The following is a 24,109-nucleotide window of genomic DNA, read 5'->3' as shown; positions in this document are numbered from 1 at the left end:
GTTATCCTTCCTGCTCAATCTTGGTCAAAATGTCGCGCAGTACCGGACCGTATTCATATTTACCGGGGCAGACAAAAGTACACAGCGCCAAATCTTCTTCATCCAGCTCCAAAGCCCCCAACGCCTGTGCGCTGTCGGTATCGCCGGCTAACAGATCGCGCAGCAAATGTGTCGCCAGAATATCCAGCGGCATTACTCGCTCGTAGTTGCCAATTGGCACCATAGAACGTTCGCCACCGTTCAATCCGGTAGAAAAAGCAAAGCGCTTGCGCTTGAAGAAATGACCGAGAGTGGTACGGGTAATGGAGAATTTATCTTTACCCGGCATAATCCAGCCGAACAGTTCCTTGTCTCGCCCTTCCAACACGACGGAAACCTGCTGATGGAAACGACCAAGATAGCCGTGTGTCGCAGAGGCCGCGGTTCCGCTCAGTACCGAACCGGAGATAATACGGTTATCCCCTGCTTTCAGTTTACCGGCGGTCAGTTCGGTCAAGCTGGCGCCTAAACGCGTGCGCAGCAGGCCAGGCTCTTTCACCTGCGGCCCCGCCAGCGCAATCACTCTATCAGTGTAAAGCTCACCTTCAACAAACAGTTTGCCAATGGCGATCACATCCTGGTAACCGATGTGCCAGACGGTTTTCGTCATACTGACCGGTTCGAGGAAGTGAATGTGGGTACCCACCAACCCAGCAGGATGCGGACCGGAAAATTCGTTATAGGTTATTTGCCCGTTATTTTGACCGCGAATGATTTCCCCAGCGCCGTGACAAACGTGTACTTTACCTTCGGTTAAGCGCGTCAGTACGCTCAAGCCGTGGTTAAAGGCATCCATTTGCGTGGCAATAATGACCTGAGGATCGGCAGCCAGCGGCTGGGTATCTATCGCCGTGACAAAGATAGCGCGTGGCTGTGTGCCCGGCTGCGGAGTTTTACTGAATGGACGAGTGCGTAGAGCAGTCCACAGACCTGAGGCCAGCAAATTTTGCTGAACCTGCTCCGCGCTAAGCTGGTTGAGCTCGGCGACGTCGTAACGATCGAAGGAAACGCTGTCGTCTCCCTCTATTTCAATCACGACAGATTGCAGCACGCGCCGTTCACCGCGATTAATCGCAGAAATCTTGCCTGCTGCTGGAGCGGTGAAAAACACGCCGGGGTTCTTTTTATCTTCAAAAAGCGCCTGGCCTTTTTTGACCTTCTCCCCTTCTTGCACCAACATTGAAGGACGCATGCCCACATACTCTTCACCGAGCAGTGCAACATGATGAATAACTGGACCTTCCTGTATGACCTGAGCCGGAGCCCCGGCTATAGGTAGGTCGAGTCCTTTTTTTATTTTAATCATAAGGTTTGCACGATTCTGTCAGGTGTATCAAATGCTGTACGTCATCCAGAGGAGCACAGCAACGCGATGATTAGATATTTTTAACAGTTCAGTTAATAGACGAGGCATTAACCGGCAGCGCAATAAGCGTGCATTTTACTTGCAGGCATTTACTGATTTAAATAACAGTATTAATCTCTGCTAATGTGACAGCGTTGGAAGATACAAAAATTGCGTTTCATTGCTCAACAAAACAACTCAATATCTTTAACACCAATATGCCTTCAGTAGCCGAGGATTTTAGCATTTTAGCCTGTTGCTGTCTGATAAAAGCAGTGACCTGGCTCAAGCAAACGACATTATATTGATCAAGAATCGCCTCTGCACTCGATAAAAACGTAAGGTTAATTCGTTTTTACCGATTACAGTTTCTTTTTTATACAAATCTATTATTGATAAAAATATTCTGACTGATAATCTGCAAACCTATACTAACAAAAGCAGTGGCTCACCGATCGGCAGATACGATCGGTTCCCAGTAAGAGAAGTAGGAATAATTAATGGGCAAAATCGCTCTGTTACTTGCGATGATAATTTGTTTGCCTGCGGTATCCTTAAACAGCTCAGCCAGTGAGCCTGTTGCGGTTACCAATGCGCTTAAACAGCAATTACTCGGTTCTCCGGTCTATATCCAAATATTTAAAGAAGAGCGAACGCTGGAATTATATGCCCGTTTACAGGGCGAATATCAATTGGTACGAAGTTATCAGATCTGTAATTTTTCTGGCGGTCTTGGTCCCAAACGCCGCGAGGGAGATTTTAAAAGCCCGGAGGGGTTTTACAGCATAGATACGCGTCATTTAAAACCCGACAGTAAGTTTTATCGGGCGATCAATATCGGCTTCCCAAATGATTTTGATAAGTCTCAGGGGTACTCGGGAAAATATCTGATGATCCACGGCGATTGTAAATCCATTGGCTGTTATGCCATGACCGACAATTACATGGATGAGATATTTAACTACGTGCAAACTGCATTTATGAATGGTCAAAGCAAAGTGGATATTAGTATTTATCCATTCCGCATGACCGAGCAAAATATGCAGCGCCACCGTAACTCGTCAGATATTAACTTCTGGCGTCAATTACAGCCTGGTTATGCCTACTTTGCAAAAAATCGCATACCGCCTTTGGTCGGTGTCATTAACGGACAATATGTGATTAATCGCCCGTTAATGTCCAGTGCGCCAGCCTCAGAGTACGCGCTCACCAAAACAGAATAGAGCAAACTCGCCTGGCGCTATTTTGTGCCAGGTTTCATTGCCGGTTAACGGCTGAGTGGCAATGACGCTGACCACATCATTGGGTGTGGTTTGCTGCTGAAAATCTATTTCCACATCCTGATCCAGCAAAGTAGCTTTACCGAAAGGTGCCCGACGCGTAATCCAATAAAGATTGGTTGAGCAATAGGCCATCACAAAACGCCCATCCGATAACAGCATATTAAATACGCCCTTGGCGCGCAGTTGCTCAGACAATGTCGCAATAAAGCGAAATACCGCAGGCCAGTTACCCGGAGTGCGCGGATACCGCTGGGCTAATTGATTCAACAACCAGCAAAACGCATATTCGCTGTCAGTCTGGCCGATAGGGCGGAAAGTGCCGGTATCCAACTGACGATACCCTTTCAATTGTCCATTATGCGCATAGGTCCAATTGCGCCCCCACATTTCCCGAGTAAAAGGATGGGTATTTTCCAACGCCACTTCGCCACGGTTTGCCTGACGAATATGGGAAATTACCGCGCAAGACTTGATCGGATAATCCTGAACTAGGCGGGCTATCGGTGAATTAAAACTGGGCTGCGGGTCTTTAAAGGTACGGCAACCGTGACCTTCATAAAAAGTTATACCCCAACCGTCTTTATGCGGCCCAGTGCCCCCTCCGCGCTGAACCAGCCCGGTAAAACTGAAACAGATATCAGTGGGCACATTCGCGCTCATCCCGAGCAATTCGCACATCACCAACCTCCTCTACTGCCTTTGCAGTAGCAATAAAAAAGCCAAAACCAATCAGGGCAAAGAAACTGGAGGTAAAGCGTGCGATTAGGAGGCCATGATAGCCTCCGGTGCAGAACGGTGAACAACCTAGGGCGCAGGAAACTCCACGGCGACCTCAGGTTAATCCATACCAGCCAGTCATCAGGCCTTAACCATCTCTTTTTCAATCAGCTGAATCAAGATATGAATCGCTTTGATATGTATTTCCTGAATACGATCGGCGTAACCGAAATGAGGCACCCGAATTTCGATATCCGCAGTACCCGCCATTTTACCGCCGTCTTTGCCAGTCAGGGTGATCACTTTCATCCCTTTGGCTCTTGCAGCTTCGATAGCCTTAATGATGTTGCCAGAATTTCCTGAAGTGGAAATACCAAGTAAAACATCACCTTCACGGCCGACGGCTTCCACATAGCGGGAGAAAACATAGTCGTAACCAAAATCATTACTGACGCAAGACATATGGCTGACATCAGAAATGGCGATCGCCGGATAGCCAGGACGGTTTTCACGATAGCGGCCAGTTAATTCTTCGGCAAAATGCATAGCATCGCAATGGGAGCCGCCGTTACCGCAGGAAAGCACTTTCCCACCGGCTTTAAATGAGTCAGCCAGCAAGATAGCTGCCCGCTGAATGGCGTCGATATTGGCATCATCATTCAGGAAATTAGCCAAAGTATCAGCCGCTTCATTAAGTTCACTTCGAATTAAATCGTGGTACATGGGAGCCTCTTTATGTGTCCTGTGGCATCAATAATCTTCCGCAGGCAGTGTACCGGATAGCGCAAACTGCGAGAAGCGCCGTGATGAACTGTTGCAATGGCTTTTGACCTTAAATGCTACGAATTTGTGAACCAAGTTGTAATTGATATGTAATGGCATTGATAAAAACAATGAGATGAACTAAAACCAATACATCACTCAACAGGTCAGACCTCCTACAACTCAGGAGCTTCATTATGATGGTTCTTAGCATTGTTGCCTTGCTGGTTCTTATTGGTGTGTTGTTCTATCACCGGGTGAACCTACACCTCAGTAGTCTGCTTCTTCTGGTATACACCGCCGCCTTGGGGGCGCTGCAAGTATGGTCATTTTGGGCGTTGCTCCCATTGGTGATTGTGTTGTTGCCACTGAACTTAACGCCGCTGCGCCGCTCTCTGTTCTCAGCTCCTGCACTGCGTACCTTCCGTAAAATCATGCCAGCCATGTCACGCACCGAAAAAGAAGCGATCGATGCGGGGACGACCTGGTGGGAAGGTGATTTATTCCAAGGCAAGCCAGACTGGAAAAAACTACATAACTATCCAAAACCACAGCTAACCGCTGAAGAACAAGCCTTTATTGATGGTCCAGTGGAAGAAGCCTGTCGTTTAGCGAATGATTTTCAGATTACGCATGAACTGGCTGATTTGCCGCCGGAACTGTGGGCCTATCTGAAAGAACACCGCTTCTTCGCCATGATTATTAAGAAAGAATACGGCGGACTGGAATTCTCCGCTTATGCTCAAGCGCGCGTATTGCAGAAATTGTCCGGTGTTTCCGGCATTCTGGCCATTACTGTGGGCGTTCCTAACTCCCTCGGCCCCGGCGAACTGCTGCAACATTACGGCACTACCGAACAAAAAGATCATTATCTGCCAAGATTGGCGCGCGGTGAGGAAATTCCTTGCTTCGCACTGACCAGCCCGGAAGCGGGTTCCGACGCCGGTGCAATTCCGGATACCGGTACCGTTTGTATGGGTGAATGGCAAGGTCAGCAAGTGTTGGGCATGCGCCTGACTTGGAACAAACGCTATATCACGCTGGCACCGATCGCGACCGTACTGGGCCTAGCATTTAAACTGTCCGATCCAGAGCATTTACTCGGTGAAACCGTAGATTTGGGCATTACCTGCGCCCTGATCCCAACGAACACTCCTGGGGTAGAAATCGGTCACCGTCACTTCCCGCTGAACGTGCCATTCCAGAATGGCCCCACTCGCGGTAACGACATCTTTGTGCCGATCGATTACATCATTGGCGGGCCAAAAATGGCCGGTCAGGGCTGGCGTATGCTGGTTGAATGTCTGTCCGTCGGACGTGGTATTACCCTGCCATCTAATGCGACCGGTAGCCTGAAAAGTGTGGCAATGGGTATTGGCGCTTATGCCTATATTCGTCGTCAGTTCAAGATCTCCATCGGTAAAATGGAAGGGATCGAAGAACCTTTGGCGCGAATCGCTGGCAACGCCTATGTTATGGACGCCGCTGCCACCTTAATCACCAGCGGTATTATGCTGGGTGAAAAACCGGCGGTACTGTCCGCTATAGTGAAATATCACTGTACCCACAGGGGTCAGCGCGCAGTCATGGATGCGATGGATATTGCCGGTGGTAAAGGTATCTGTCTGGGTGAATCCAACTTCGTCGCCCGTTCTTATCAAGGCGCGCCAATTGGTATCACCGTTGAAGGTGCCAACATTCTGACGCGTAGCATGATTATCTTCGGTCAGGGGGCTATTCGTTGCCATCCATACGTTTTGGCAGAAATGGCCGCAGCGCAAAGTAACGATGTTAACGCTTTTGATAGCGCCTTGTTTGGTCACCTTGGCCACGTAGGTAGCAATAAAGTTCGTAGCTTCTGGCTGGGTCTGACCAACGGTCGTACCAGTCATGCTCCGGTAAGCGACAGCACTCGTCGCTACTATCAGCAGCTTAATCGCTTAAGTGCCAACCTGGCGCTGATGTCCGATGTTTCCATGGGCGTTCTGGGCGGCAGCCTGAAGCGTCGCGAGCGTATCTCTGCCCGTTTAGGGGATATTCTGAGCCAAATGTATCTGGCTACCGCAACGCTGAAACGTTATGAAGATGAAGGCCGTCAGAAAGAAGATTTACCGCTGGTTCATTGGGGCGTGCAGGATGCGCTGTATCAGGCAGAACAAGCACTGGATGACTTACTGCGCAACTTCCCGAATCGCTTTATTGCTGGCGTGATGCGTATTGGAATCTTCCCGTTTGGCTGCGTACATCGTGCACCGTCAGATCGCTTGGATCACCAATTGGCTCAATTGCTGCAGGTACCTTCAGCAACCCGTTCACGTATTGGGCGCGGTCAGTACCTGACACCGAGTGAATTTAACCCGGTCGGCCTGCTGGAAGCCGCACTGCAAGACGTTATCGCCGCAGAGCCAATCCACAAACGCCTGAGTAAAGGAGCCGGTAAGAATCTGCCGTTCACCCGTTTGGATCACTTAGCCAAACGCGCACTGGCTGAAGGGAAAATCAGCGAGGAAGAAGCTAACATACTGATTAAGGCTGAAGCTAGCCGCCTGCGCTCGATTAACGTAGATGAATTTGAACCGGAGGCGCTGGCTACCCAGTCCCCGGTAAAGCAGCCAGATCGGCCACGTCAAACGGAAGCGGCGTAACTGATAACAATCATTGATGATTCATGTGTCTAATACAAAGTCCCGGTCTAATGCCGGGACTTTTTTTATCCCTGATTCTTGATAACGAATTAGCGTTGAACCTGAAAATGGCGAACAACCAAGCGCTCAATTATCCGTTTTGACGAATACGGGCAATTAATTCACCCACATTATCAATGTGCGCCGCGGCCAGTATTAACGTCCGCCCCAAACTCAGAGCCTGACGCTGACAGGCTAAACGCATCCCCTCATCTTCAATACTGTCTAAATCCGCTACGTGTGCCAGCCCGATGGTACGTCTGATCAATTCGGTTCCACAGTACCCCACGGCATCATTCCACACCTGCTGAAGGAAATACTCGGCATAACCAGCGGTTTTCAACGATTGATCCTGGGTTTTCTCTGCGCATAGGGTTAGAAAACGCGTGGCAAAAGCCTGCCAGATTTCACGAATGTCATCCAAACGCTGTTCACGCCCTGCCGCCGCATCCCTCGGCCCGGTCAGCCCCGGCAAACCGCAGTAATTTAGCAGCACATTTCCTAAAGCTGTGCCGATATCAAAGCCAATCGGGCCATAAAAACCGAATTCTGCGTCGATGGCTTTCAATTTACCTTCCGTCACAAAAATCGAGCCACTATGGATATCACCGTGCAGCAAAGCTTCCGCCTTGCTCAAAAACCGATGTTTAAGGGAAGCTACCGCCAGTTTCAGCCCGTTATCATGACGCAATGCCAGCACCTCCGGCAGTAACGCGGCGTCAAAATTATTGCGTTCATGATCGTGATAAGGATCGGTAAAGAACAGATCTTCAGTGATCTGGCACAGCTCGGGATTGGTATAGCGGATCACCGCCGCCTTTTTACTTTGTGCCGACTGATAAAAATCTGAGGTGTGGAATAAAGTCTGCCCCAGATATTCACCCAACTGGCTGGCCGCCTGCGGATAATAGCGGCCTTTCACCAATTCCTGCCGCCAGATGTGATGGTCGGAAAGATCCTCCAGTACCATCACCGCCAACTCCGTGTCATGGTGCAGTATTTTAACCGTGTGTTCAGGGCAGAACTGACTGTGAGTTAGCAGGGTTTCCGCTTCGATACGCGCTCGGTCCAAGGTCAAAGGCCAGGATTCACCCACGCAACGAACGTAAGGCAATGCCTGTTTCACCACCACTCGGCTTCGCCCCGTTTCATCACGGATCTTAAAAACCAGATTCAGATTGCCGTCGCCAATCTCATCCGCCGAAACCAACGTGTGCGGTTCAGCAATCTGACCATATTGACGCGCATATGCAACGGCATCAGCAGCAGTAAACGTATGATAACCTGACATCTCCCACCCCTTTTCAATTCTCTGATCGCCCACGGCGCATTAATCATTTAGGCGTAAAAACATATAGACGTCTATACATCCGTAAAACATGTTGGCAGAATAAGAACTCAGATGCAATAACGCAACATGGATTTAACTGACGATGCAGACGCTTAACACCACCAGCCTGAAAATACGCGATAACCAGCTTTGGATTCTCGATCAGCAAGCCCTGCCTCAACGCCAAATCTGGCGTTTAGCTGACGACGTAGAATCTCTGGTCGAACATATTCTGACGTTACGCGTACGCGGTGCGCCGCTGATTGGTCTCTCTGCCAGTCTGTTACTGGCACTGCTGGCGGAGCGTGGTTTATCTCAGGTGCAGTTGGAGCAAGCGCTAATCACGCTAAGGGAATCACGGCCGACGGCAGTTAACCTGATGAATAATCTGGCACGAATGCAGCAAGCGTTACTGCGACCAGACTGGGTAAATTCTATGATGGAAGAGGCGCTACGTTTGGTCGACGAGGATCGGATTCTGTGCGATAGCATTGCTAATCACGGCGCAGCACTGGTTAAATCCGGTAGCAGAATTCTTACCCATTGTAATACCGGCGGCTTAGCCACTGCGGGCGTGGGAACGGCAATCGGCGTAATATTACGCGCTCATCAGCAGGGAAAAATAGATAACGTTTGGGTCGATGAAACCCGGCCATTACTACAAGGTGGACGTTTAACCGCATGGGAATTGGGCGAGTTGGGTATTCCCTACCGGTTAATTTGTGATTCCATGGCTGCGAGCTTAATGGCTCAAGGCCAAGTAGACGCTATTTGGGTCGGCGCAGATCGTATTGCCGCTAACGGTGACGTAGCGAATAAAATCGGCACTTATAGCTTGGCGGTACTGGCGCATTATCACCATATTCCGTTTTATGTTGCGGCCCCTCACACCACCGTGGATTCACAGTGTCCAAACGGAGCCGCTATCCCCATCGAACAGCGCACAGCCAGCGAAGTCACCGGCGTATCCGGCAGCTTTGGCGAATGTCACTGGGCACCGCAAGACGCCCAGGTGTATAACCCGGCGTTCGACGTCACGGCATCAACCCTCATCAGCGGTTGGGTTCTGGATAGCGGCGTAATCACGCCACAACAGGTTCAAGCCGGATTTTTCCAGCCTAAATAATGAGAATTCAGGTGGCCTTACTGAGCCGCCTGATAATTAGCATTAATCTAAACGAGGATAAGCATCAGCTATTTTATCGCCGGTAAAATGCGCCACCCAGCCTTCCGGGTTATCAAATACCCGAATAGCGGTGAAATTCGGTGCCGATCCCATATCAAACCAATGACGTGTATCCGCCGGAACGGAAATTAAATCGTTTTTTTCGCAGAGAATCTGGAAGATTTCCCCCTCTAAATGCAGACAAAACAGCCCCGCACCTTCAACAAAGAAACGCACTTCGTCTTCGCCGTGAGTATGTTCGGATAAAAACTTTTGTCGCAGAGTTTCTCGCTGAGCGTTATCTGGGCGCATACTGATGACATCCCAGCTTTGATAGCCTTTTTCTGCCACCAGCCGGTCTATTTCATGTTGATACGCCGCAATTACGGCTTTCGGAGCCGGATTTCCCCCCAACGCCCGATCTGCACGCCAGCGCTCAAAACGTACGCCAATACTCGCCAATTGCTTCTGAATAGCCGTTGCATCGGTGCTTTGCCAGATAGGCTCTTCCGGCTGCTCATCGCTGAAAATAGTCAAGGCACTCATGATGCAAACTCCCCTAAAACGATCTGATCGAAACGGTTAACCTGCCGATGTTGGCTTTCTGCATCCGGCAAATCGCGAATCAGCTGGCAAGTCTGCCAGCCGGCCTGATGAGCTGCGTCCAGTTCCTGACGAATATCGGATAAAAACAAGATATCTTGCGGTGCAACGGCCAAGCGCTCAGTCATATTCTGATAAGCGGAGACTTCACGCTTTGCGCCAACGCGGGTATCAAAATAACCGCTGAATAACGGCTGTAAATCCCCCGCCTCACTATAGCCAAACAGCAATTTTTGCGCCTCAACCGACCCCGAGGAATAAACATATAGCTTCACCCCTTGATGCTGCCAATGAGCAAGCTGCGGAGCCACGTCCGGGTAAAGATGACCGCGAAAATCTCCACTTTGATAACCAGTACGCCAGATCATGCCTTGCAAAGCTTTCAACGCGGTAGACTTACGATCCTCATCCATAAAACCGAATAGGGCGCTAATAAGAGTTTCTATATCCGCATCCAACTGACCAATTTCACGGCGTAAATCTACCAGCAGAACAGTGACGTCATCTTCGCTGGCGTGCTGACGCAAAAAATCCGCTAATCGGGCGCGAGCGTAAGGAAAAAGTACCTGATGCACAAAGCGAATATCGCTGGTCGTACCTTCAATATCGGTAACAATAGCCTGAATCATTTGACCTCCAGCAGGCGACGTTGTAATTCGCACTGGAACAGGAATTCCAATCCTTCCAGATGACGGCGCGCTTCAGCCACGGAGTTCCCCCAGCAATAAAGCCCGTGACCTCGTACCAGAAAACCGTAGCGTAACGACGCCAAACCTGCGCGGGCTGCCACTCGTTCAGCCAATGCACTAATATCCTGATCGTTATCAAAAATAGGAATAACTACGGTATCCAAATGGGATTTCTGACCCGACAGGGATTTCTGCATTTCATAACCCTGTAAAACCAATCCATCACTTTTTTCCACGCGAGAAAGTACCGTGGCGTTCACAGAATGAGTGTGTAAAACCGCAGTAACATCAGGATATAACCGATACAGTAAAGTATGCAGCCCGGTTTCCGCTGAAGGCGTACGCCCGCTGGGCACATGATTGGTGGCAATATCTACGCTCAGGAAATCTTCCGCCGTGAGGCTACCTTTATCTTTGCCAGATTCACTGACCAGCGCATATTCGCTGCCGGCACGCAGTGACATATTACCGCCAGTCGCCGGACACCAGCCTTTGCCGCCAATCCAGTGGCAGGCCGAAAGTAACGCCTCAAGTTGTGTCTGTTCTGCCATTCCCCTACCTCTGCAATAGTTATTTTCGCCGTGCATCAGAGGAATATTTCACGCTTAGCACCCGATGAACTGACATTAACACAAAAAATCATTTAGCCGTTTAAACATCTAAGCGTCTTGATTGCCAAATCTTAACATCGTGTTATATTGACAGCAACATCAGCGCCAGGAGTTTCAGCCCAGAATGAGCACCTTATCATTGATTCCAGACAGTAAATTGCCTTCCCAAAGCACCACCATCTTTACGCAAATGAGTGCGCTGGCGCACCAGCATCAGGCAATCAACCTGTCTCAGGGATTCCCCGATTTTGATGGACCAGAATATCTTAAACAGCGTCTGGCTTATCATGTTAACCAGGGAGCGAATCAATATGCGCCAATGACTGGCGTTGTGGCGCTGCGAGAAGCCATTGCAGATAAAACCGCAGCCGTGTATGGCTGGCGTCCTAATGCTGATAGTGAAGTAACGGTGACCACCGGTGCCAGCGAAGCCCTGTTTGCTGCCATTACCGCTCTCGTGCGCCCCGGTGATGAAGTTATCTGCTTTGATCCCAGCTACGACAGCTATGCGCCAGCCATTAAACTGGCGGGTGGCGAAGTCAAACGCATCGCGCTACGGCCGCCGGAATTCAATACTAACTGGGCTGAATTCTCCGATTTGCTGACCGAACGCACGCGGTTAGTGATCGTCAACACTCCGCACAATCCGTCAGCGACCCTATGGCGAGCGGCTGATTTTGAGCAATTATGGCAAGCCATTGCCGATCACAATATTTATGTCATTAGCGATGAAGTATATGAACATATTTGTTTCGCCGCTGAAGGCCACGCTAGCGTACTGGCTCACCCTCAATTACGCCAACGGGCCGTTGCCGTATCTTCATTCGGTAAAACCTTTCACATGACCGGTTGGAAAGTCGGTTATTGCATAGCGCCTGCCGCCATTAGCGCGGAAGTGCGTAAAATCCACCAATACCTGACCTTTTCCGTTTGTACACCAATTCAATTGGCTCTAGCCGATATGCTGAACGCAGAGCCTGAGCACTGGCAGCAACTGTCCGATTTTTATCGTGCTCGTCGGGATCACTTCGTACAGGCGCTGGCCGCCAGCCGCCTCAAAATATTACCCAGTGAAGGAACCTACTTCCTGCTGGTCGATTACAGCGCCGTTTCCGATCTAAATGACGTAGATTTTTGCCTGTGGCTAACGGAAAAAATCGGCGTTGCGGCAATTCCATTGTCAGTATTCTGCGAGGCTCCTTTCCCTCATAAACTGATTCGACTGTGCTTCGCTAAGCAGGAAGCCACGTTGGACGCCGCAGCGGAGCGCCTATGTCAACTTTAAAACTGACTCTACTACAACAACCGTTAGTCTGGCTGGATGCCGAAGCGAATTTACGCCATTTTGCGAAGCTGCTCGAAGATATCCACCAGCGAGATGTCATTATTCTGCCGGAGATGTTTGTCAGCGGCTTCGCCATGAACGCCGCCGAGTTCGCGCTACCGGAGGCGGAAATCCTCGATTGGCTTCGCCATTGGGCTGTGAAAACCAACGCATTACTCAGTGGTAGCGTAGCGCTGCAAACGCCAGAAGGCGCGGTAAACCGCTTTCTGCTGGTGGAACCCGGCGGAAAAGTACATTTTTATGATAAGCGCCATCTGTTTCGCATTGCCGGCGAACACCATCATTATCAGGCTGGAAAACTACGTAAAGTGGTGGAATGGCGTGGCTGGCGTATTTTGCCGCAGATCTGTTACGACCTGCGCTTCCCTGTCTGGTCGCGTAACCAGCAAGACTATGATTTAGCTATTTATATTGCCAACTGGCCGGCAGCGCGAGCCGAACATTGGCAAAGCCTATTGCCTGCCAGAGCCATTGAGAATCAGGTATTTGTCGCAGGATGTAATCGGGTAGGTAAAGATGATAACGGCCATATTTATCAAGGAGATAGCGTAATTATCGGTCCCCTGGGTGAGGTCCTGGCTAGCGCGCCATTGCATGCAAGTGTCAGACTGGACGCCGATCTCTCTTTGGAAGCGCTAACCGACTATCGCGAGCGTTTTCCCATCTGGCGCGATGCCGATGATTTTCTGCTGCACCACTAATTATCGAGTCGACATAGCCACGCAAAAAATAGCGACGTTAAACGCGTCTCTCACGGCGCGTTTTTTATTAGCTTAATCGTTGGAATAGACAGAAAACAGTGGTTGGAATGACGAAAACGACGAAGCCCTGAGTTATTGCTAACTCAGGGCTTCTGAATGTTGGCGGTGCGGACGGGACTCGAACCCGCGACCCCCGGCGTGACAGGCCGGTATTCTAACCGACTGAACTACCGCACCGCGCTGTTGTTCCGGTTAAGAACGGGTTGAATATTACGGTCACCCCGCTATTTCGTCAACACTTTTTCCTGAAAAATAAACCGGTTGAACAGATTTTCACCCAAAAGATGAATTATCCCACATTGACTGCCGTTTCATCTTCAGCAGAAGCCCGCCACAGGCAGCTTCCGCCCTTCTTTTGAACCAAATCCAAACGCTGGTTATGAGCTTCCAATTCTTCATCACTGGCATAAATAATTTTCAGCCCGCTGGCCGGGCGGACGATGCGTTGAATATCATCGGTAGAATCGGATTGATTCTGATCCCCTTCCATTGAGAAAGACAGCGAGGTTTGCCCGCCGGTCATCGCCAAATAGACTTCAGCCAAAATCTCGGCATCGAGCAATGCGCCGTGCAGCGTTCGCTTAGTATTGTCTATCAGATAACGGTCACATAACGCATCGAGGTTGTTCCTCTTACCGGGGAACAGACGGCGCGCTAATAACAGACTATCGGTTATGGTACAGAAGGTATCCGTATTCGGAATTCCCTGCTGAAGCATTCGAAATTCATAGTCCATAAAGCCGATATCGAACGCCGCGTTATGAATAACCAGCTCGGCTCCGCGAATAAACTCGAGGAATTCCGAGGCGATATCGGCAAAAGTTGGCTTATCTGCGAGAAACTCATCGCTAATACCGTGGACACCGTAAGCTTCTGGATCAACCAGACGATCCGGTTTGACATAGACGTGGAAATTCCGTCCGGTTAACCGACGGTTGATCACTTCGACGGCACCGATTTCAATAATACGGTGGCCTTCATAGTGAACGCCCAGCTTATTCATACCGGTGGTTTCAGTATCGAGAACTATCTGTCTGGTAGGTGTTGGGATCATATTGCAGTGCTCATAGCGCTCGTTTATGTCAGACTTAAGGTTTAAAACTCATTAGGAAGAGTCTACCAGAGATGACCAAACAGGTAGAAATTTTCACCGACGGATCTTGCCTAGGCAATCCGGGTCCCGGTGGTTATGGCGCGATTTTGCGTTACAAACAGCACGAAAAGACTTTCAGTGAAGGCTATCGTCTCACGACCAATAACCGTATGGAATTGATGGCAGCCATCGTTGCTTTAGAAGCATTGACGTCACCCTGTGAAGTTACGCTCAGTACCGACAGTCAATATGTGCGTCAGGGCATAACTCAGTGGATTCATAACTGGAAAAAACGCGGCTGGAAAACGGCCGATCGTAAGCCGGTCCGCAATGTGGATTTGTGGAAACGGTTGGACGCGGCGATTTCGGACCATAAAGTGCAGTGGGAGTGGGTTAAAGGCCACGCAGGGCACCCGGAAAACGAACGTTGTGACGTATTGGCGCGCGATGCAGCCAACGCTCCAACTCAGGAAGATACCGGCTATAACCCAGACTAATTCCGAGTTTTAAGGGCGATTACGGTAACTTTTCGTTGCGCCCACGGATCGGCTTAACCAGGGTTTTCTCGCTCCCATTTTCATGGGGTTGAACGTCAGTGGAATCATACGTTTTCTGGCCACAATCAGACCGATACACCCTAATGCATGTAGATGGGTGCTGATAAAGCGCCCGCCTTGTTTATGCCACGGCAGTACGTGGAAACTGGATTCATGCATCACTTCATAGTTCAGCAGGCTGAGCCAATCCAGTAAACGCATTTGCGTAAACATTCTGCTCGCGTAAGGTTGGCGTCGACGTATCACTGGCAGTAACTTCCCAACCCCAAGTAAACTTAACGGATTGAACGTGCTGATCACCAGCCAACCATCGTCGATCAACACGCGATCCGCCTCGCGTAAAATTCGATGAGGATCGGTTGAATAAGCCAGCGTATGAGATAACAGACAGACGTCCACCGATTTTTCAGCAAAAGGAAGCTGGTAAGGACTGGCCAGCACCTGCATATTGCTGCCCTTATCCCCAACATTAACCTGATGGGAAACAGCGCAGCTTTCACTGGCAATCTCCGCACTGAGTTGCCCAATTTTAAGCAGATGAAAACCGAAAAACTTTGGCCACCATGGCTGTAGCTGTTGCTCGATAGCTGCCCGATAATACTCTCCCCAAGGTAACTCGGCCCAGGAAGCTGGGGCATGAATCTTTTGGCGTGTTTGAGCTGGTTTCATGTTTTATTATCTTCTATCAAGCTGTTGCCAACGAGAGGTATCCGATGAATCTTATCAGCATTCCTGCATTTCAAGACAATTACATTTGGCTATTGGTTAACCAACAGCAACGCTGCCTGATTGTCGATCCGGGAGAAGCCGCGCCGGTACTGAGCAAGCTAAAAGAAAAAGGCTGGATTCCCGAAGGAATTCTATTGACTCACCACCATCACGATCACGTTGGCGGAGTGACCGAAATACGCCAGAATTTCCCCAACATTCCGGTTTACGGCCCGCAGGAAACGGCACAAAAAGGGGCTACGATTATCGTAAAAGAAGGCGATAGCCTGTCTTTGTGCGGACAAATTTTCAGCGTAATTGCCGTTCCCGGACACACCCTTGGCCATATCGCATACTACAGCGCACCTTATCTTTTCTGCGGGGATACGTTATTTTCTGGCGGCTGCGGACGGCTGTTAGAAGGCTCGCCCCAACAAATGTACGCATCAATTCAACGACTCGCACAGTTGCCCGATGAGACCTTAATTTGCAGCGCGCATGAATATACTCTTTCGAATCTTAACTTTGCCCGTTCAGTTTTACCACAAGATCGAGATATTGAAACATATCAACAACAAATCAAGCAATTAAGAGCAAAAAACCACTCAAGCCTACCCTCAGAATTGCAATTAGAGCGTAAAATTAATGTTTTTTTACGCTGTGATGACATTGATTTACAAAGGAATTTAGGTGTGGATACTCCGCCTAATGACAACTCCCTGATTTTTGCTGAATTACGTGCCCGTAAAGATAGCTTCTGAAGCTTTTAGTTGTGTTATTTGTCGAAGCAAAGTATGATTGCTCGTCTTTTAAGCAACTAACATTGACACACACATGAAGACCAAAGCGATATTTCTCGCCTCAGTCTTGCTTGTAGGGTGCCAAACGTCCAGGCAGGACGTGCAGGTTCCCGAGCAGCATGCACAGAGTTTGTCTTCGGCAGGTCAAGAAAGTGAAGCAGGAAAGTACACGGATAGTGCCCGAGAGGGCTCCGCGCGATGGCTGGAAAGTGATACCGGCGTCGCGCAGAACGATCTGTGGAACTTCATTAGCGACGAGCTGAAGATGAAGGTTCAGGATAATGCCCTGATCCGTGAACAAAAACGAAAGTATTTAAAAAATAAGAGCTATCTCCACGATGTAACATTACGGGCAGAGCCGTACATGTACCTGATAGTCGAGCAGATTAAGCAACGTAAGATGCCGATGGAGCTGGTACTGCTACCCATAGTGGAGAGCGCTTTTGACCCACACGCGACTTCCTCCGCCAACGCCGCAGGGCTATGGCAGATAGTCCCGAGTACCGGTCGAAATTATGGATTAAAGCAAAACCAATGGTATGACGGCCGTCGCGATGTGGTTGCCTCTACCAAGGCAGCGCTTGATATGATGGAACGCCTGAACAAAATGTTTAACGGTGACTGGTTATTAACCATCGCCGCGTATAACAGTGGTGAAGGCCGAGTCATGCAAGCGGTGAAAGCCAATAAAGCTAAGGGTAAACCGACCAATTTCTGGGCATTGTCGCTTCCGCGTGAAACGTCAATTTATGTCCCTAAAATGCTGGCCTTGAGTGACATTATCAAGAACAGCAAGAAATACGGTATCAAGTTACCTGAAACCAACGAAAACCGTGCGTTAGCGCGAGTAGACGTCGGTCAGCAGATAGAGCTAACTCAGGCGGCTGAGATGGCAGGAATGTCGCTGACTAAGCTGAAAGCTTATAATTCAGGGTATAAGCGCAATGTAACGGCACCTAACGGTCCTCATTACATTATGTTGCCGAAAACCCATGCAGAGCAGTTTAAAGACTCACTGGCTGAAACTGATATTGTTGTGTCCAAATCCACTCAGGTGGCTAATAACACAAAAACGTCAGCATCAGGTTCGCAGTATAAAGTTCGCCCTGGCGACACTTTATCTACGATAGCCAAGCGATTGAATATCAAGACCAGCGATTTGCAGAGTTGGAACAACTTACGTACCTCGAGTACCTTAAAAGTTGGGCAAACCCTGCAACTGGCAAGCAATACGGCCAGCAAAAGCATCACCTATCAGGTTCGTAAAGGTGATTCTTTTGCCAGTATTGCCAAGCGTCACGGTGTAAACACCAACGATGTGATGCGATGGAATTCGGTAGTCAGCAAGGCTAACAGTTTGCAACCTGGTTTAAAATTGACCCTGTATGTCAACGGTCAAAAAGCACCAGATGCATAATGCATTAAGGTTATAACAGCTAAAGAGCACCCTTCGGGGTGCTTTTTTTATGTCTACAATTTGTCATTAATGAGGGTTGTCGCAAGCGGATTAAGATTTGAATTCAACCAGTAAGGGATTGTGATCGGAGGCTCTGGTCACCAGCACTTCGGCATCAGCAACTTTTAATTCGCGGTAAAAAACATAGTCCAACGGTCGGCCAAAGGCTCGGCTACGATTATCGGCCTGAAACTCGACCTCCTGTAAACTCAGGGTTCTGGCGAATTTCAATAATGCTCTGATTCGCTGACGGCTCCAGGCATTAAAATCACCGGCCAGAATCACCGGGCCACGATGCATTGCGATTTGTTCACCAATAGGTTCCAACTGCTTGCTGTAAACGTCTACGCCCAAGCTAAAATTCACAGCGTGAATATTGGCAACCATCAGCAATCGACCATCATGAATGGGATAAACCGTTACCAATGCTGATTTAGCCAAGCGTAGCAGGGGTTCACGCTCTCGTAGTGGGCAGCAGTATACTGGGTGAGCGGCGGCAAGCGTCATTACGCCAGAGGGATGCTGAGGCAGCGCAAAGGCAGGCACCTGATCGGCTGCCTGAAAATTAGACGTCGCAAATCTCACCAGTTCAGGGGTGGTTTGTGCTTCTTGCAACAGCATCAGTTGAGCATCGCTGCCAAAACCTCTCAGCACAGAGAGCCAATCAGGTCGCTGCTGCTTAAAGATATTCCATACCATAATCCGCAGACGCTCAGAAGTTGGTAATGGAACGCCCGGAGGTAGCCCCTGCCCTAGCTGACTGGCAGAGCCCGGAAAGATTTGCTCGGCTGGTTGCCCTGCTACATAGCGCATGGCATAGGTTTTTTTCGGCACGCTCTTGCCCATTCCCGTTAAAAACAAACTGGCCGGATGGACCAGCCTGTAATTGAGTATTATACGCTCAGATATTCTTCAGCCAGACATTTCTTTTGCTGGCTATCAACACGTCCGATTGAGGAATACTGTCTGATAGCGCGAACGGACTCAAGTCCGAATAGGCAACGACGATGATTTACATCATAAAAGAACCCGCATTTCGCGGGTTTAGAGCACGTATCGATTATTTGAATAACATGTTTCGGGCAATAGCTTCAGCTTCCCATTAGTGCTATCCGCTTTGATGATAAATCAGCGGGCTATCGCTCGGCGAAAATGCCGTTTATCCAACTCACCGCTAACCATAATCAGCGCTAACGCTCCAATCACTATCACACCGCCAATCCATGGGGTTTGAGCTAATTCCCATTGGGAAACGATCTGCCCACCGATGAGCGATCCCAAGGCGATCCCCACGTTAAAAGCGGCAATATTCAGCCCTGAAGCAACATCCACTGCATGTGGCGTGTATTCCTCAGCTTTCTGCACCACATATACCTGCAAGCCCGGCACGTTACCAAATGCAAAGATTCCCATAGCCATTAAAGTCATTAGAGCGGCAATGCTGTGGTTCGCCGTAAACTGAAAAATAAACAGTAGCGCAGCCAACGCAGCGAAAATAAAGCTAAGTGCCGGTACCGCACCGTAACGATCCGCTAATTTACCACCCCAAACATTCCCAATCGCGACTGAAACTCCGTATGCCAGCAAGATCCAGCTCACCGCTGACGCAGAGAAACCGGCCAATTCTTGCATTATCGGTGCCAGGAAGGTGAACATAGTGAAGACACCGCCGTACCCCAGCGCAGTAATGGCATAAATCAGTAATAAACGCGGATGAGTTAATACCTGTAACTGCTGCTTTAAACCGGCGCTAGCTTTATTGGGAATATGACTGGGAATCAAAATAGCGCTGGCAACGATCGCCACCACACCAATCAATGAGACAGCTAAAAAGGTTTCACGCCAGCCAAAATGCTGCCCGATAAAGGTGCCTAGAGGCACACCTGTGACTAAGGCTACCGTCAACCCGCCAAACATAATGGCAATCGCCGATGCGGCTTTCTCTTTCGGCGCCAGACCGGTTGCGATGGTAGAACCGATTGAGAAAAACACGCCGTGAGCCAGCCCGGTCAGCAGACGAGCCACGACTAACGATTCATAACCCGGTGCCTGCCATGCCAGAAAATTGCCTAGCGTAAAGAGTATCATCAGGCCAATCAGCAAGGTTTTCCGTGGAATACGCCCTGTTAATGCGGTCAATATTGGTGCGCCAATTGCTACACCCAGCGCGTAAATAGAAACCAGTAAACCGGCTGAGGGTACCGAAACATTTAACTGTTCAGCAATCGTGGGCACGAGTCCAACAATCACAAATTCGGTGGTACCAATAGCAAAAGCGCTAATGGTCAATGCGAGTAAGGCTAAAGGCATCGTTGACTCCAGATAAAATAAGTATCGACTTGATAGGCCGCATTATGAGCTTCTCTCTGGATGACAAAAATGATAGAAATATCAAAATATTTTTGCTTGATTAGCAACAATGAAAGCTAACTCCGTGGTCAGCAGAGCGGTTAAAAAGCTAGAAACCAAGCTGGGCGTAACATTGCTGAATCGTATAACACGACAAATCAGCCGAACGCAGGAAGGCGAACATTACTTTAGACGCACGCAGGCGATTTTGCGTGAAATGGCATTGGCGGAAAATGAACTGCTCGATAACCCGCTGAATCCAAGAGGGCTATTACGCATTGATGCCTCTACTCCGGTAATCTTGCATATGCTAGCACCGTCGGTGGCTAGCTTCAGAGTGCGCTATCCGTTAATGACACTCTCACTGGTTTCCTCAGAGACATTTATCAATCTGATCGAACGTAAAGTCGATATCGCCATTCGCGTAGGCACATTACAGGATTCAACTTTGCGCACCAGAAAGCTGATGAATAGTTACCGCCATATTGTGGCTTCCCCTGCTTATCTGCAGCGCTACGGCACTCCCCGTGCTTCGGTTGAACGACGCTTCGGTCAACAACAGCCTACTCAGCCCATTGAGTGGCTGACGGACAACGGCTTAGCCTAGAGATCGCATGAAACCCGGCGGTTCGCCCGGTTGCTGGGGCTGGAGCCAAAAAGCACGGCAGTACGTAGCCCTGAGATCAACGTCATCGCAGAGCGCTTCGTGAAGACGATGAAGCGCGGCTATATCAGCGTGATGGCCAGGCCCGATGCGTATACCGCAGTGCAGAATCTGGCTATGGCGTTCGAGCACTATAACGAATGGCATCCGCACAGTGCGTTAGGTTACCGTTCACCGCGGGAATATCTGCGGCGTCGGCAAATCTAAAATAAGGCCGGCGATGTGTCTGGAATTATAGGGGTAAATCTGGTAAGAATTATCAAACCGCTCTCAAATTTACATAGGGAAATACTTTTTATAAATACAAAATTAGGAGTGGCTTAATATGATGAATAACCGCAGTTTTCTCCTGCTAAGAGGCCATAGCCCGTACCCCGCTGTTTTGGCTTTTCTACTGACGATGATATTTACTTCTACGGCCTATGCTGATGGTGATTGCCGCGCCATATGGCATAACCCCCCAAGCACAAACATGAGTCCTATTACTGTACCCAATAATGCACCAATTGGGACATTGCTGGGTTCAGGAAGCTATGAGTACTCTGCTAAATTACTGGAAAATGAAGGTTTTCATGTGATTGGGGATTTCGTCCTCCAACCATATAATAGAATGGGGGAAACCGGCCTCACTTATGATGGATCGAGGGTCTACAAAACCTCTTGGGATGGTGTAGGCATTGCTTTTAGAACGGACGGAAAGCCGGGTCTACTAGATGCCAATGGACCCCGTGAAACACCGATATACTACATTCTTTCCACCAAGGTAGAGTATTTTTTGGTGAAATATGGGGAAATCAAATCTGGAGTCATGCCTGCATTTGTACCTTATCACGTCGATTATGTCTGTCTTCGCGCCAGTGTGGGGCGGCACCTAGGGCATGTCAATTTTCCATCGGTAGCAATTAACGTCAATGGCTGTAACCTGACCACACCGTCAGTTCTAGTCCCCATGGGCACCGTCAATAGTTACATGTTTAAAGGAATCGGAAGCTATGCCAAAGAGATACCTTTTACTATTGAACTAAACTGCGATGTCAATACCAAAGTCGACCTCATCATTGGAGATCGCGAGTACATCAATAATGCTCTGCCACTGAGTGGTGGGTCTAATGGTGAAAGAGTCGCTACAGGATTAGGAATCCAAATATTGAGGAATAACATGCCATTCCCCTTAGGAACAGCAATTAACGTACTGGATACAACTAGCATTGGAAACGTTGAAATTCCTCTGACCGCCCGTTATTACCAGATTGGAGAACATATCACGCCCGGAGCAGCAAACGGCGTGGCTAGTTTTACTATGAGTTACCGATAATAAAAGGTTTTTATCATCACATGCGAAGTCCGCGTTTGAGCTATGCTGCCATCGCGGATAGCTTCCTGCCATTCTGATCGTCTATAGCGCAACCGGGATACCAACTGGAAAATTTATCCTGAAGTTCGTTATTCAGGACTGCTGTCCGTGTCTGTAACATATAATGCGCGCCTTTTCTGCTTCACTGCATTTGCTGCTTTTTGGCCATTCGTCTGGCGATTACTTTATTGATCGTTGATTCCACAAACGCCATTGAAACCAGCTCCCCGTACCGGTGCATTTCACCGTAGTTTGAGATCTGTAATGGTCTAATCATTCCGGACACTTTGTTAGAGATATAATGAGCAACACTAACAAGGTGAGAATGCGAAAAAAATCATTTACTCATGAGTTTAAACAAGAGTGCGTCAATCTGGTTCTTCAGCATAAGTATCCGGTGACCCAAGCTGCTGAAACAATGAATATTGGCCTTTCAACCTTACAACACTGGCTACGGCAGTATCGCGGAGAGATCCGCGGAAACACACCGATAGCCAGTGCTATAACACCGGAACAACGGCGAATACAAGAACTTGAAAAGCAGGTACGGCAGTTGCAGAGCGACAATGACCTGTTAAAAAAGGTTTCGGCCTTCTTCGCCATGGAAATGAACAACGACAAAAAGTCGCGGTGAAACTGAAGAAGGTCGGTGCAAATATCCAACAGGTATGCCGCTGTTTATCGCTCACGCGCAGCGTGTTTTATGCCCGTAGTCGTCGGCTAATGATCAAGCCCGATGTTCTGATGTTGCACGCGGCGGCTAAGCATGTTCATGCTGAAATGGATGCCACATATGGCAGCCGGGCATGTGCATCGAGTTACGGGAACAAGGTTTTAACGTGGGCAGATACCGCGTTCGGCAGCTAATGAAAAACTTATTACTGGAGGCTAAACGCCCCGGACGTGATCGTTATCCACGCGGCGGAAAACCCGCTGTCGTTGCCGCTAATCTATTGAATCTGCAGTGTAATCCAGAGACATTGAATACCTGGTGGTCAGGTGACATTACCTATCTGCGTTCCGCTCAGGGCTGGTTATATCTGGCTATCATGATGGACTTATGTTCAAGAAAAATAGTGAGTTGGGCCTTCTCAGACAAGCCGGACAGCGACTTGACCGTCCGGGCCTTAAGGCTGGCCGTAAATAAACGCCGACCCACAGGGTCTGTGGTGTTCCATAGCGATCAAGGGGTGCAATATACCCGCGCGCAGTTCCAATCCTGCCAGCAGGAGTTGGATGTTACAGGTAGCATGAGCCGAAAAGGTAACTGCCAGGATAATGCTGTTACGGAAAGGTTTTTCCGCAGCCTGAAAGCTGAGAGGGTTAACTATCGTCGTTATGAAACCCGAAGTCAGGGTATCGCTGATGTTATCGATTATATCGACAGTTTTTATCATCTGAAAAGGCGGCATTATCGGCTGAGAAATATATCGCCGGATGAATATGAACGCCGACTACAGCAATGTGCCTAAATCCGTGTCCGGTTTTAGTTGACCGTTACACGTTAGCCAAGTGATTCAAGGCTTAGGAAATGACCGAACTACGGCAATCAACTGTAAGCTAAGTGATTGGCTATAAAGTGTTGAGTATCGATTAGATGAATTTAAAAAATAAGAATATAAGTATCAATGATTGGAATTTACCGCTCTACCTATCTTATCTGAGAGAAAAGTTATAAATATTAGAATGCAAAAAACCCTGAATCAAAGATTCAGGGTTATGCAATAAGTGGCGGAACGGACGGGGCTCGAACCCGCGACCCCCTGCGTGACAGGCAGGTATTCTAACCAACTG

22 protein-coding genes, 1 tRNA gene and 2 pseudogenes are annotated in these 24,109 nt (G+C 49.0%); 12 read left to right on the top strand and 13 right to left on the bottom strand.

Annotated elements, in window-relative coordinates:
* Position 1: 1 nt before the first annotated feature.
* The gene (locus AD970_RS10165; protein WP_049598431.1) at positions 2 to 1,345 is read right to left on the bottom strand and encodes a Na(+)-translocating NADH-quinone reductase subunit A; all 1,344 of its coding nucleotides are present in this window, start codon (positions 1,343 to 1,345) and stop codon (positions 2 to 4) included.
* A gap of 539 nt (positions 1,346 to 1,884) precedes the next feature.
* Between AD970_RS10165 and dpaA the strand changes: the two genes are divergently transcribed.
* Positions 1,885 to 2,607 carry a peptidoglycan meso-diaminopimelic acid protein amidase gene (gene dpaA, locus AD970_RS10160; RefSeq protein WP_049598430.1) on the top strand — a complete coding sequence of 241 codons (723 nt, stop codon included), beginning with the start codon at positions 1,885 to 1,887 and terminating at the stop codon, positions 2,605 to 2,607.
* On the opposite strand, the gene AD970_RS10155 is transcribed toward dpaA, so the two are convergent.
* Both AD970_RS10155 and lpcA read right to left on the bottom strand, forming a co-directional pair.
* On the bottom strand, positions 2,578 to 3,345 hold the full coding sequence (locus AD970_RS10155) for a class II glutamine amidotransferase (protein WP_049598429.1): 768 nt from the start codon (positions 3,343 to 3,345) through the stop codon (positions 2,578 to 2,580). The genes dpaA and AD970_RS10155 overlap by 30 nt on opposite strands.
* Positions 3,346 to 3,525: 180 nt before the next feature.
* Positions 3,526 to 4,107, bottom strand: coding sequence for a D-sedoheptulose 7-phosphate isomerase (gene lpcA, locus AD970_RS10150; RefSeq protein WP_049598428.1), 582 nt, complete (start codon positions 4,105 to 4,107; stop codon positions 3,526 to 3,528).
* A gap of 236 nt (positions 4,108 to 4,343) precedes the next feature.
* Between lpcA and fadE the strand changes: the two genes are divergently transcribed.
* A complete protein-coding gene (gene fadE / locus AD970_RS10145; protein WP_049598427.1) occupies positions 4,344 to 6,791 on the top strand; it encodes an acyl-CoA dehydrogenase FadE in 2,448 nt (815 codons plus the stop codon).
* A 130-nt stretch (positions 6,792 to 6,921) separates the two neighbouring features.
* Here fadE and mtnK read toward each other — a convergent pair whose 3' ends face one another.
* On the bottom strand, positions 6,922 to 8,121 hold the full coding sequence (mtnK, locus tag AD970_RS10140) for an S-methyl-5-thioribose kinase (protein ID WP_049598426.1): 1,200 nt from the start codon (positions 8,119 to 8,121) through the stop codon (positions 6,922 to 6,924).
* Between the two features lie 142 nt (positions 8,122 to 8,263).
* Here mtnK and mtnA point away from each other — a divergent pair, with 142 nt between their 5' ends.
* Positions 8,264 to 9,286 carry an S-methyl-5-thioribose-1-phosphate isomerase gene (gene mtnA / locus AD970_RS10135; protein WP_049598425.1) on the top strand — a complete coding sequence of 341 codons (1,023 nt, stop codon included), beginning with the start codon at positions 8,264 to 8,266 and terminating at the stop codon, positions 9,284 to 9,286.
* A 42-nt stretch (positions 9,287 to 9,328) separates the two neighbouring features.
* Here mtnA and AD970_RS10130 read toward each other — a convergent pair whose 3' ends face one another.
* Genes AD970_RS10130 through AD970_RS10120 form a run of 3 tightly spaced genes read right to left on the bottom strand, consistent with a single transcriptional unit; the run spans position 9,329 to position 11,168 of the window.
* The gene (locus tag AD970_RS10130; RefSeq protein ID WP_049598424.1) at positions 9,329 to 9,871 is read right to left on the bottom strand and encodes a 1,2-dihydroxy-3-keto-5-methylthiopentene dioxygenase; all 543 of its coding nucleotides are present in this window, start codon (positions 9,869 to 9,871) and stop codon (positions 9,329 to 9,331) included.
* Entirely contained in the window at positions 9,868 to 10,557 is a 690-nt protein-coding gene (mtnC, locus tag AD970_RS10125) for an acireductone synthase (RefSeq protein ID WP_049598423.1), read from the bottom strand. Before mtnC ends, AD970_RS10130 begins: the two co-directional genes overlap by 4 nt.
* A complete protein-coding gene (locus AD970_RS10120; protein ID WP_049598421.1) occupies positions 10,554 to 11,168 on the bottom strand; it encodes a methylthioribulose 1-phosphate dehydratase in 615 nt (204 codons plus the stop codon). Before AD970_RS10120 ends, mtnC begins: the two co-directional genes overlap by 4 nt.
* A gap of 184 nt (positions 11,169 to 11,352) precedes the next feature.
* Here AD970_RS10120 and AD970_RS10115 point away from each other — a divergent pair, with 184 nt between their 5' ends.
* Both AD970_RS10115 and AD970_RS10110 read left to right on the top strand, forming a co-directional pair.
* Entirely contained in the window at positions 11,353 to 12,513 is a 1,161-nt protein-coding gene (locus AD970_RS10115; protein WP_049598420.1) for a pyridoxal phosphate-dependent aminotransferase, read from the top strand.
* The gene (locus AD970_RS10110) at positions 12,501 to 13,274 is read left to right on the top strand and encodes an amidohydrolase (RefSeq protein ID WP_049598419.1); all 774 of its coding nucleotides are present in this window, start codon (positions 12,501 to 12,503) and stop codon (positions 13,272 to 13,274) included. Before AD970_RS10115 ends, AD970_RS10110 begins: the two co-directional genes overlap by 13 nt.
* 160 nt (positions 13,275 to 13,434) lie before the next feature.
* On the opposite strand, the gene AD970_RS10105 is transcribed toward AD970_RS10110, so the two are convergent.
* Both AD970_RS10105 and dnaQ read right to left on the bottom strand, forming a co-directional pair.
* A tRNA-Asp gene (locus AD970_RS10105) sits at positions 13,435 to 13,511 on the bottom strand.
* Positions 13,512 to 13,623: 112 nt separating this feature from the next.
* The gene (gene dnaQ, locus AD970_RS10100; protein WP_049598418.1) at positions 13,624 to 14,388 is read right to left on the bottom strand and encodes a DNA polymerase III subunit epsilon; all 765 of its coding nucleotides are present in this window, start codon (positions 14,386 to 14,388) and stop codon (positions 13,624 to 13,626) included.
* A 71-nt stretch (positions 14,389 to 14,459) separates the two neighbouring features.
* Here dnaQ and rnhA point away from each other — a divergent pair, with 71 nt between their 5' ends.
* Positions 14,460 to 14,924: a ribonuclease HI gene (gene rnhA / locus AD970_RS10095; protein ID WP_049598416.1), complete on the top strand. Its 465-nt coding sequence runs from the start codon at positions 14,460 to 14,462 to the stop codon at positions 14,922 to 14,924.
* A gap of 9 nt (positions 14,925 to 14,933) precedes the next feature.
* Here rnhA and AD970_RS10090 read toward each other — a convergent pair whose 3' ends face one another.
* On the bottom strand, positions 14,934 to 15,653 hold the full coding sequence (locus AD970_RS10090; protein ID WP_049598414.1) for a class I SAM-dependent methyltransferase: 720 nt from the start codon (positions 15,651 to 15,653) through the stop codon (positions 14,934 to 14,936).
* Positions 15,654 to 15,697: 44 nt separating this feature from the next.
* Here AD970_RS10090 and gloB point away from each other — a divergent pair, with 44 nt between their 5' ends.
* Both gloB and mltD read left to right on the top strand, forming a co-directional pair.
* The gene (gene gloB, locus AD970_RS10085; RefSeq protein ID WP_049598413.1) at positions 15,698 to 16,453 is read left to right on the top strand and encodes a hydroxyacylglutathione hydrolase; all 756 of its coding nucleotides are present in this window, start codon (positions 15,698 to 15,700) and stop codon (positions 16,451 to 16,453) included.
* Positions 16,454 to 16,526: 73 nt separating this feature from the next.
* On the top strand, positions 16,527 to 17,909 hold the full coding sequence (gene mltD / locus AD970_RS10080; RefSeq protein ID WP_049598411.1) for a murein transglycosylase D: 1,383 nt from the start codon (positions 16,527 to 16,529) through the stop codon (positions 17,907 to 17,909).
* 90 nt (positions 17,910 to 17,999) lie between these two features.
* On the opposite strand, the gene AD970_RS10075 is transcribed toward mltD, so the two are convergent.
* Together AD970_RS10075 and AD970_RS10070 are read right to left on the bottom strand one after the other, a co-directional pair.
* Positions 18,000 to 18,794, bottom strand: coding sequence for an endonuclease/exonuclease/phosphatase family protein (locus AD970_RS10075; RefSeq protein WP_209429073.1), 795 nt, complete (start codon positions 18,792 to 18,794; stop codon positions 18,000 to 18,002).
* A gap of 282 nt (positions 18,795 to 19,076) precedes the next feature.
* Complete coding sequence (locus AD970_RS10070; protein WP_049598410.1) at positions 19,077 to 20,258, bottom strand: MFS transporter; 1,182 nt, start codon at positions 20,256 to 20,258, stop codon at positions 19,077 to 19,079.
* A 112-nt stretch (positions 20,259 to 20,370) separates the two neighbouring features.
* On the opposite strand from AD970_RS10070, the pseudogene AD970_RS20560 reads away from it, so the two are divergent.
* Both AD970_RS20560 and AD970_RS10055 read left to right on the top strand, forming a co-directional pair.
* A pseudogene (locus AD970_RS20560) lies at positions 20,371 to 21,168 on the top strand (integrase core domain-containing protein); the annotation flags it as partial.
* A 118-nt stretch (positions 21,169 to 21,286) separates the two neighbouring features.
* Positions 21,287 to 22,276 (top strand): fimbrial protein, encoded by a 990-nt coding sequence (locus tag AD970_RS10055; RefSeq protein ID WP_049598408.1) that lies wholly within the window; start codon positions 21,287 to 21,289, stop codon positions 22,274 to 22,276.
* Between the two features lie 40 nt (positions 22,277 to 22,316).
* On the opposite strand, the pseudogene AD970_RS10050 reads toward AD970_RS10055, so the two are convergent.
* Positions 22,317 to 22,580: pseudogene (locus AD970_RS10050) on the bottom strand (ISKra4 family transposase); the annotation flags it as partial.
* A gap of 60 nt (positions 22,581 to 22,640) precedes the next feature.
* Between AD970_RS10050 and AD970_RS10045 the strand changes: the two are divergent.
* Together AD970_RS10045 and AD970_RS10040 are read left to right on the top strand one after the other, a co-directional pair.
* Complete coding sequence (locus AD970_RS10045; protein WP_049598692.1) at positions 22,641 to 22,949, top strand: IS3 family transposase; 309 nt, start codon at positions 22,641 to 22,643, stop codon at positions 22,947 to 22,949.
* Positions 22,950 to 23,121: 172 nt separating this feature from the next.
* On the top strand, positions 23,122 to 23,787 hold the full coding sequence (locus tag AD970_RS10040; RefSeq protein ID WP_157045506.1) for an IS3 family transposase: 666 nt from the start codon (positions 23,122 to 23,124) through the stop codon (positions 23,785 to 23,787).
* The last annotated feature ends 322 nt before the right edge of the window (positions 23,788 to 24,109 follow it).

The organism is Yersinia nurmii (assembly GCF_001112925.1).
GTDB lineage: Bacteria > Pseudomonadota > Gammaproteobacteria > Enterobacterales > Enterobacteriaceae > Yersinia > Yersinia nurmii.
The sequence above is the reverse complement of the archived record's forward strand: the minus strand, read 5'-3'. Positions and strand labels throughout refer to the sequence as shown.

Excerpts from the sequence above, each read along its gene's own strand:
- AD970_RS10165 (WP_049598431.1), bottom strand. The coding sequence starts at position 1,345 with ATGATTAAAATAAAAAAAGGACTCGACCTACCTATAGCCGGGGCTCCG.
- dpaA (WP_049598430.1), top strand. The coding sequence starts at position 1,885 with ATGGGCAAAATCGCTCTGTTACTTGCGATGATAATTTGTTTGCCTGCG.
- AD970_RS10155 (WP_049598429.1), bottom strand. The coding sequence starts at position 3,345 with ATGTGCGAATTGCTCGGGATGAGCGCGAATGTGCCCACTGATATCTGT.
- lpcA (WP_049598428.1), bottom strand. The coding sequence starts at position 4,107 with ATGTACCACGATTTAATTCGAAGTGAACTTAATGAAGCGGCTGATACT.
- fadE (WP_049598427.1), top strand. The coding sequence starts at position 4,344 with ATGATGGTTCTTAGCATTGTTGCCTTGCTGGTTCTTATTGGTGTGTTG.
- mtnK (WP_049598426.1), bottom strand. The coding sequence starts at position 8,121 with ATGTCAGGTTATCATACGTTTACTGCTGCTGATGCCGTTGCATATGCG.
- mtnA (WP_049598425.1), top strand. The coding sequence starts at position 8,264 with ATGCAGACGCTTAACACCACCAGCCTGAAAATACGCGATAACCAGCTT.
- AD970_RS10130 (WP_049598424.1), bottom strand. The coding sequence starts at position 9,871 with ATGAGTGCCTTGACTATTTTCAGCGATGAGCAGCCGGAAGAGCCTATC.
- mtnC (WP_049598423.1), bottom strand. The coding sequence starts at position 10,557 with ATGATTCAGGCTATTGTTACCGATATTGAAGGTACGACCAGCGATATT.
- AD970_RS10120 (WP_049598421.1), bottom strand. The coding sequence starts at position 11,168 with ATGGCAGAACAGACACAACTTGAGGCGTTACTTTCGGCCTGCCACTGG.
- AD970_RS10115 (WP_049598420.1), top strand. The coding sequence starts at position 11,353 with ATGAGCACCTTATCATTGATTCCAGACAGTAAATTGCCTTCCCAAAGC.
- AD970_RS10110 (WP_049598419.1), top strand. The coding sequence starts at position 12,501 with ATGTCAACTTTAAAACTGACTCTACTACAACAACCGTTAGTCTGGCTG.
- dnaQ (WP_049598418.1), bottom strand. The coding sequence starts at position 14,388 with ATGATCCCAACACCTACCAGACAGATAGTTCTCGATACTGAAACCACC.
- rnhA (WP_049598416.1), top strand. The coding sequence starts at position 14,460 with ATGACCAAACAGGTAGAAATTTTCACCGACGGATCTTGCCTAGGCAAT.
- AD970_RS10090 (WP_049598414.1), bottom strand. The coding sequence starts at position 15,653 with ATGAAACCAGCTCAAACACGCCAAAAGATTCATGCCCCAGCTTCCTGG.
- gloB (WP_049598413.1), top strand. The coding sequence starts at position 15,698 with ATGAATCTTATCAGCATTCCTGCATTTCAAGACAATTACATTTGGCTA.
- mltD (WP_049598411.1), top strand. The coding sequence starts at position 16,527 with ATGAAGACCAAAGCGATATTTCTCGCCTCAGTCTTGCTTGTAGGGTGC.
- AD970_RS10075 (WP_209429073.1), bottom strand. The coding sequence starts at position 18,794 with ATGGGCAAGAGCGTGCCGAAAAAAACCTATGCCATGCGCTATGTAGCA.
- AD970_RS10070 (WP_049598410.1), bottom strand. The coding sequence starts at position 20,258 with ATGCCTTTAGCCTTACTCGCATTGACCATTAGCGCTTTTGCTATTGGT.
- AD970_RS10055 (WP_049598408.1), top strand. The coding sequence starts at position 21,287 with ATGATGAATAACCGCAGTTTTCTCCTGCTAAGAGGCCATAGCCCGTAC.
- AD970_RS10045 (WP_049598692.1), top strand. The coding sequence starts at position 22,641 with ATGCGAAAAAAATCATTTACTCATGAGTTTAAACAAGAGTGCGTCAAT.
- AD970_RS10040 (WP_157045506.1), top strand. The coding sequence starts at position 23,122 with ATGTGCATCGAGTTACGGGAACAAGGTTTTAACGTGGGCAGATACCGC.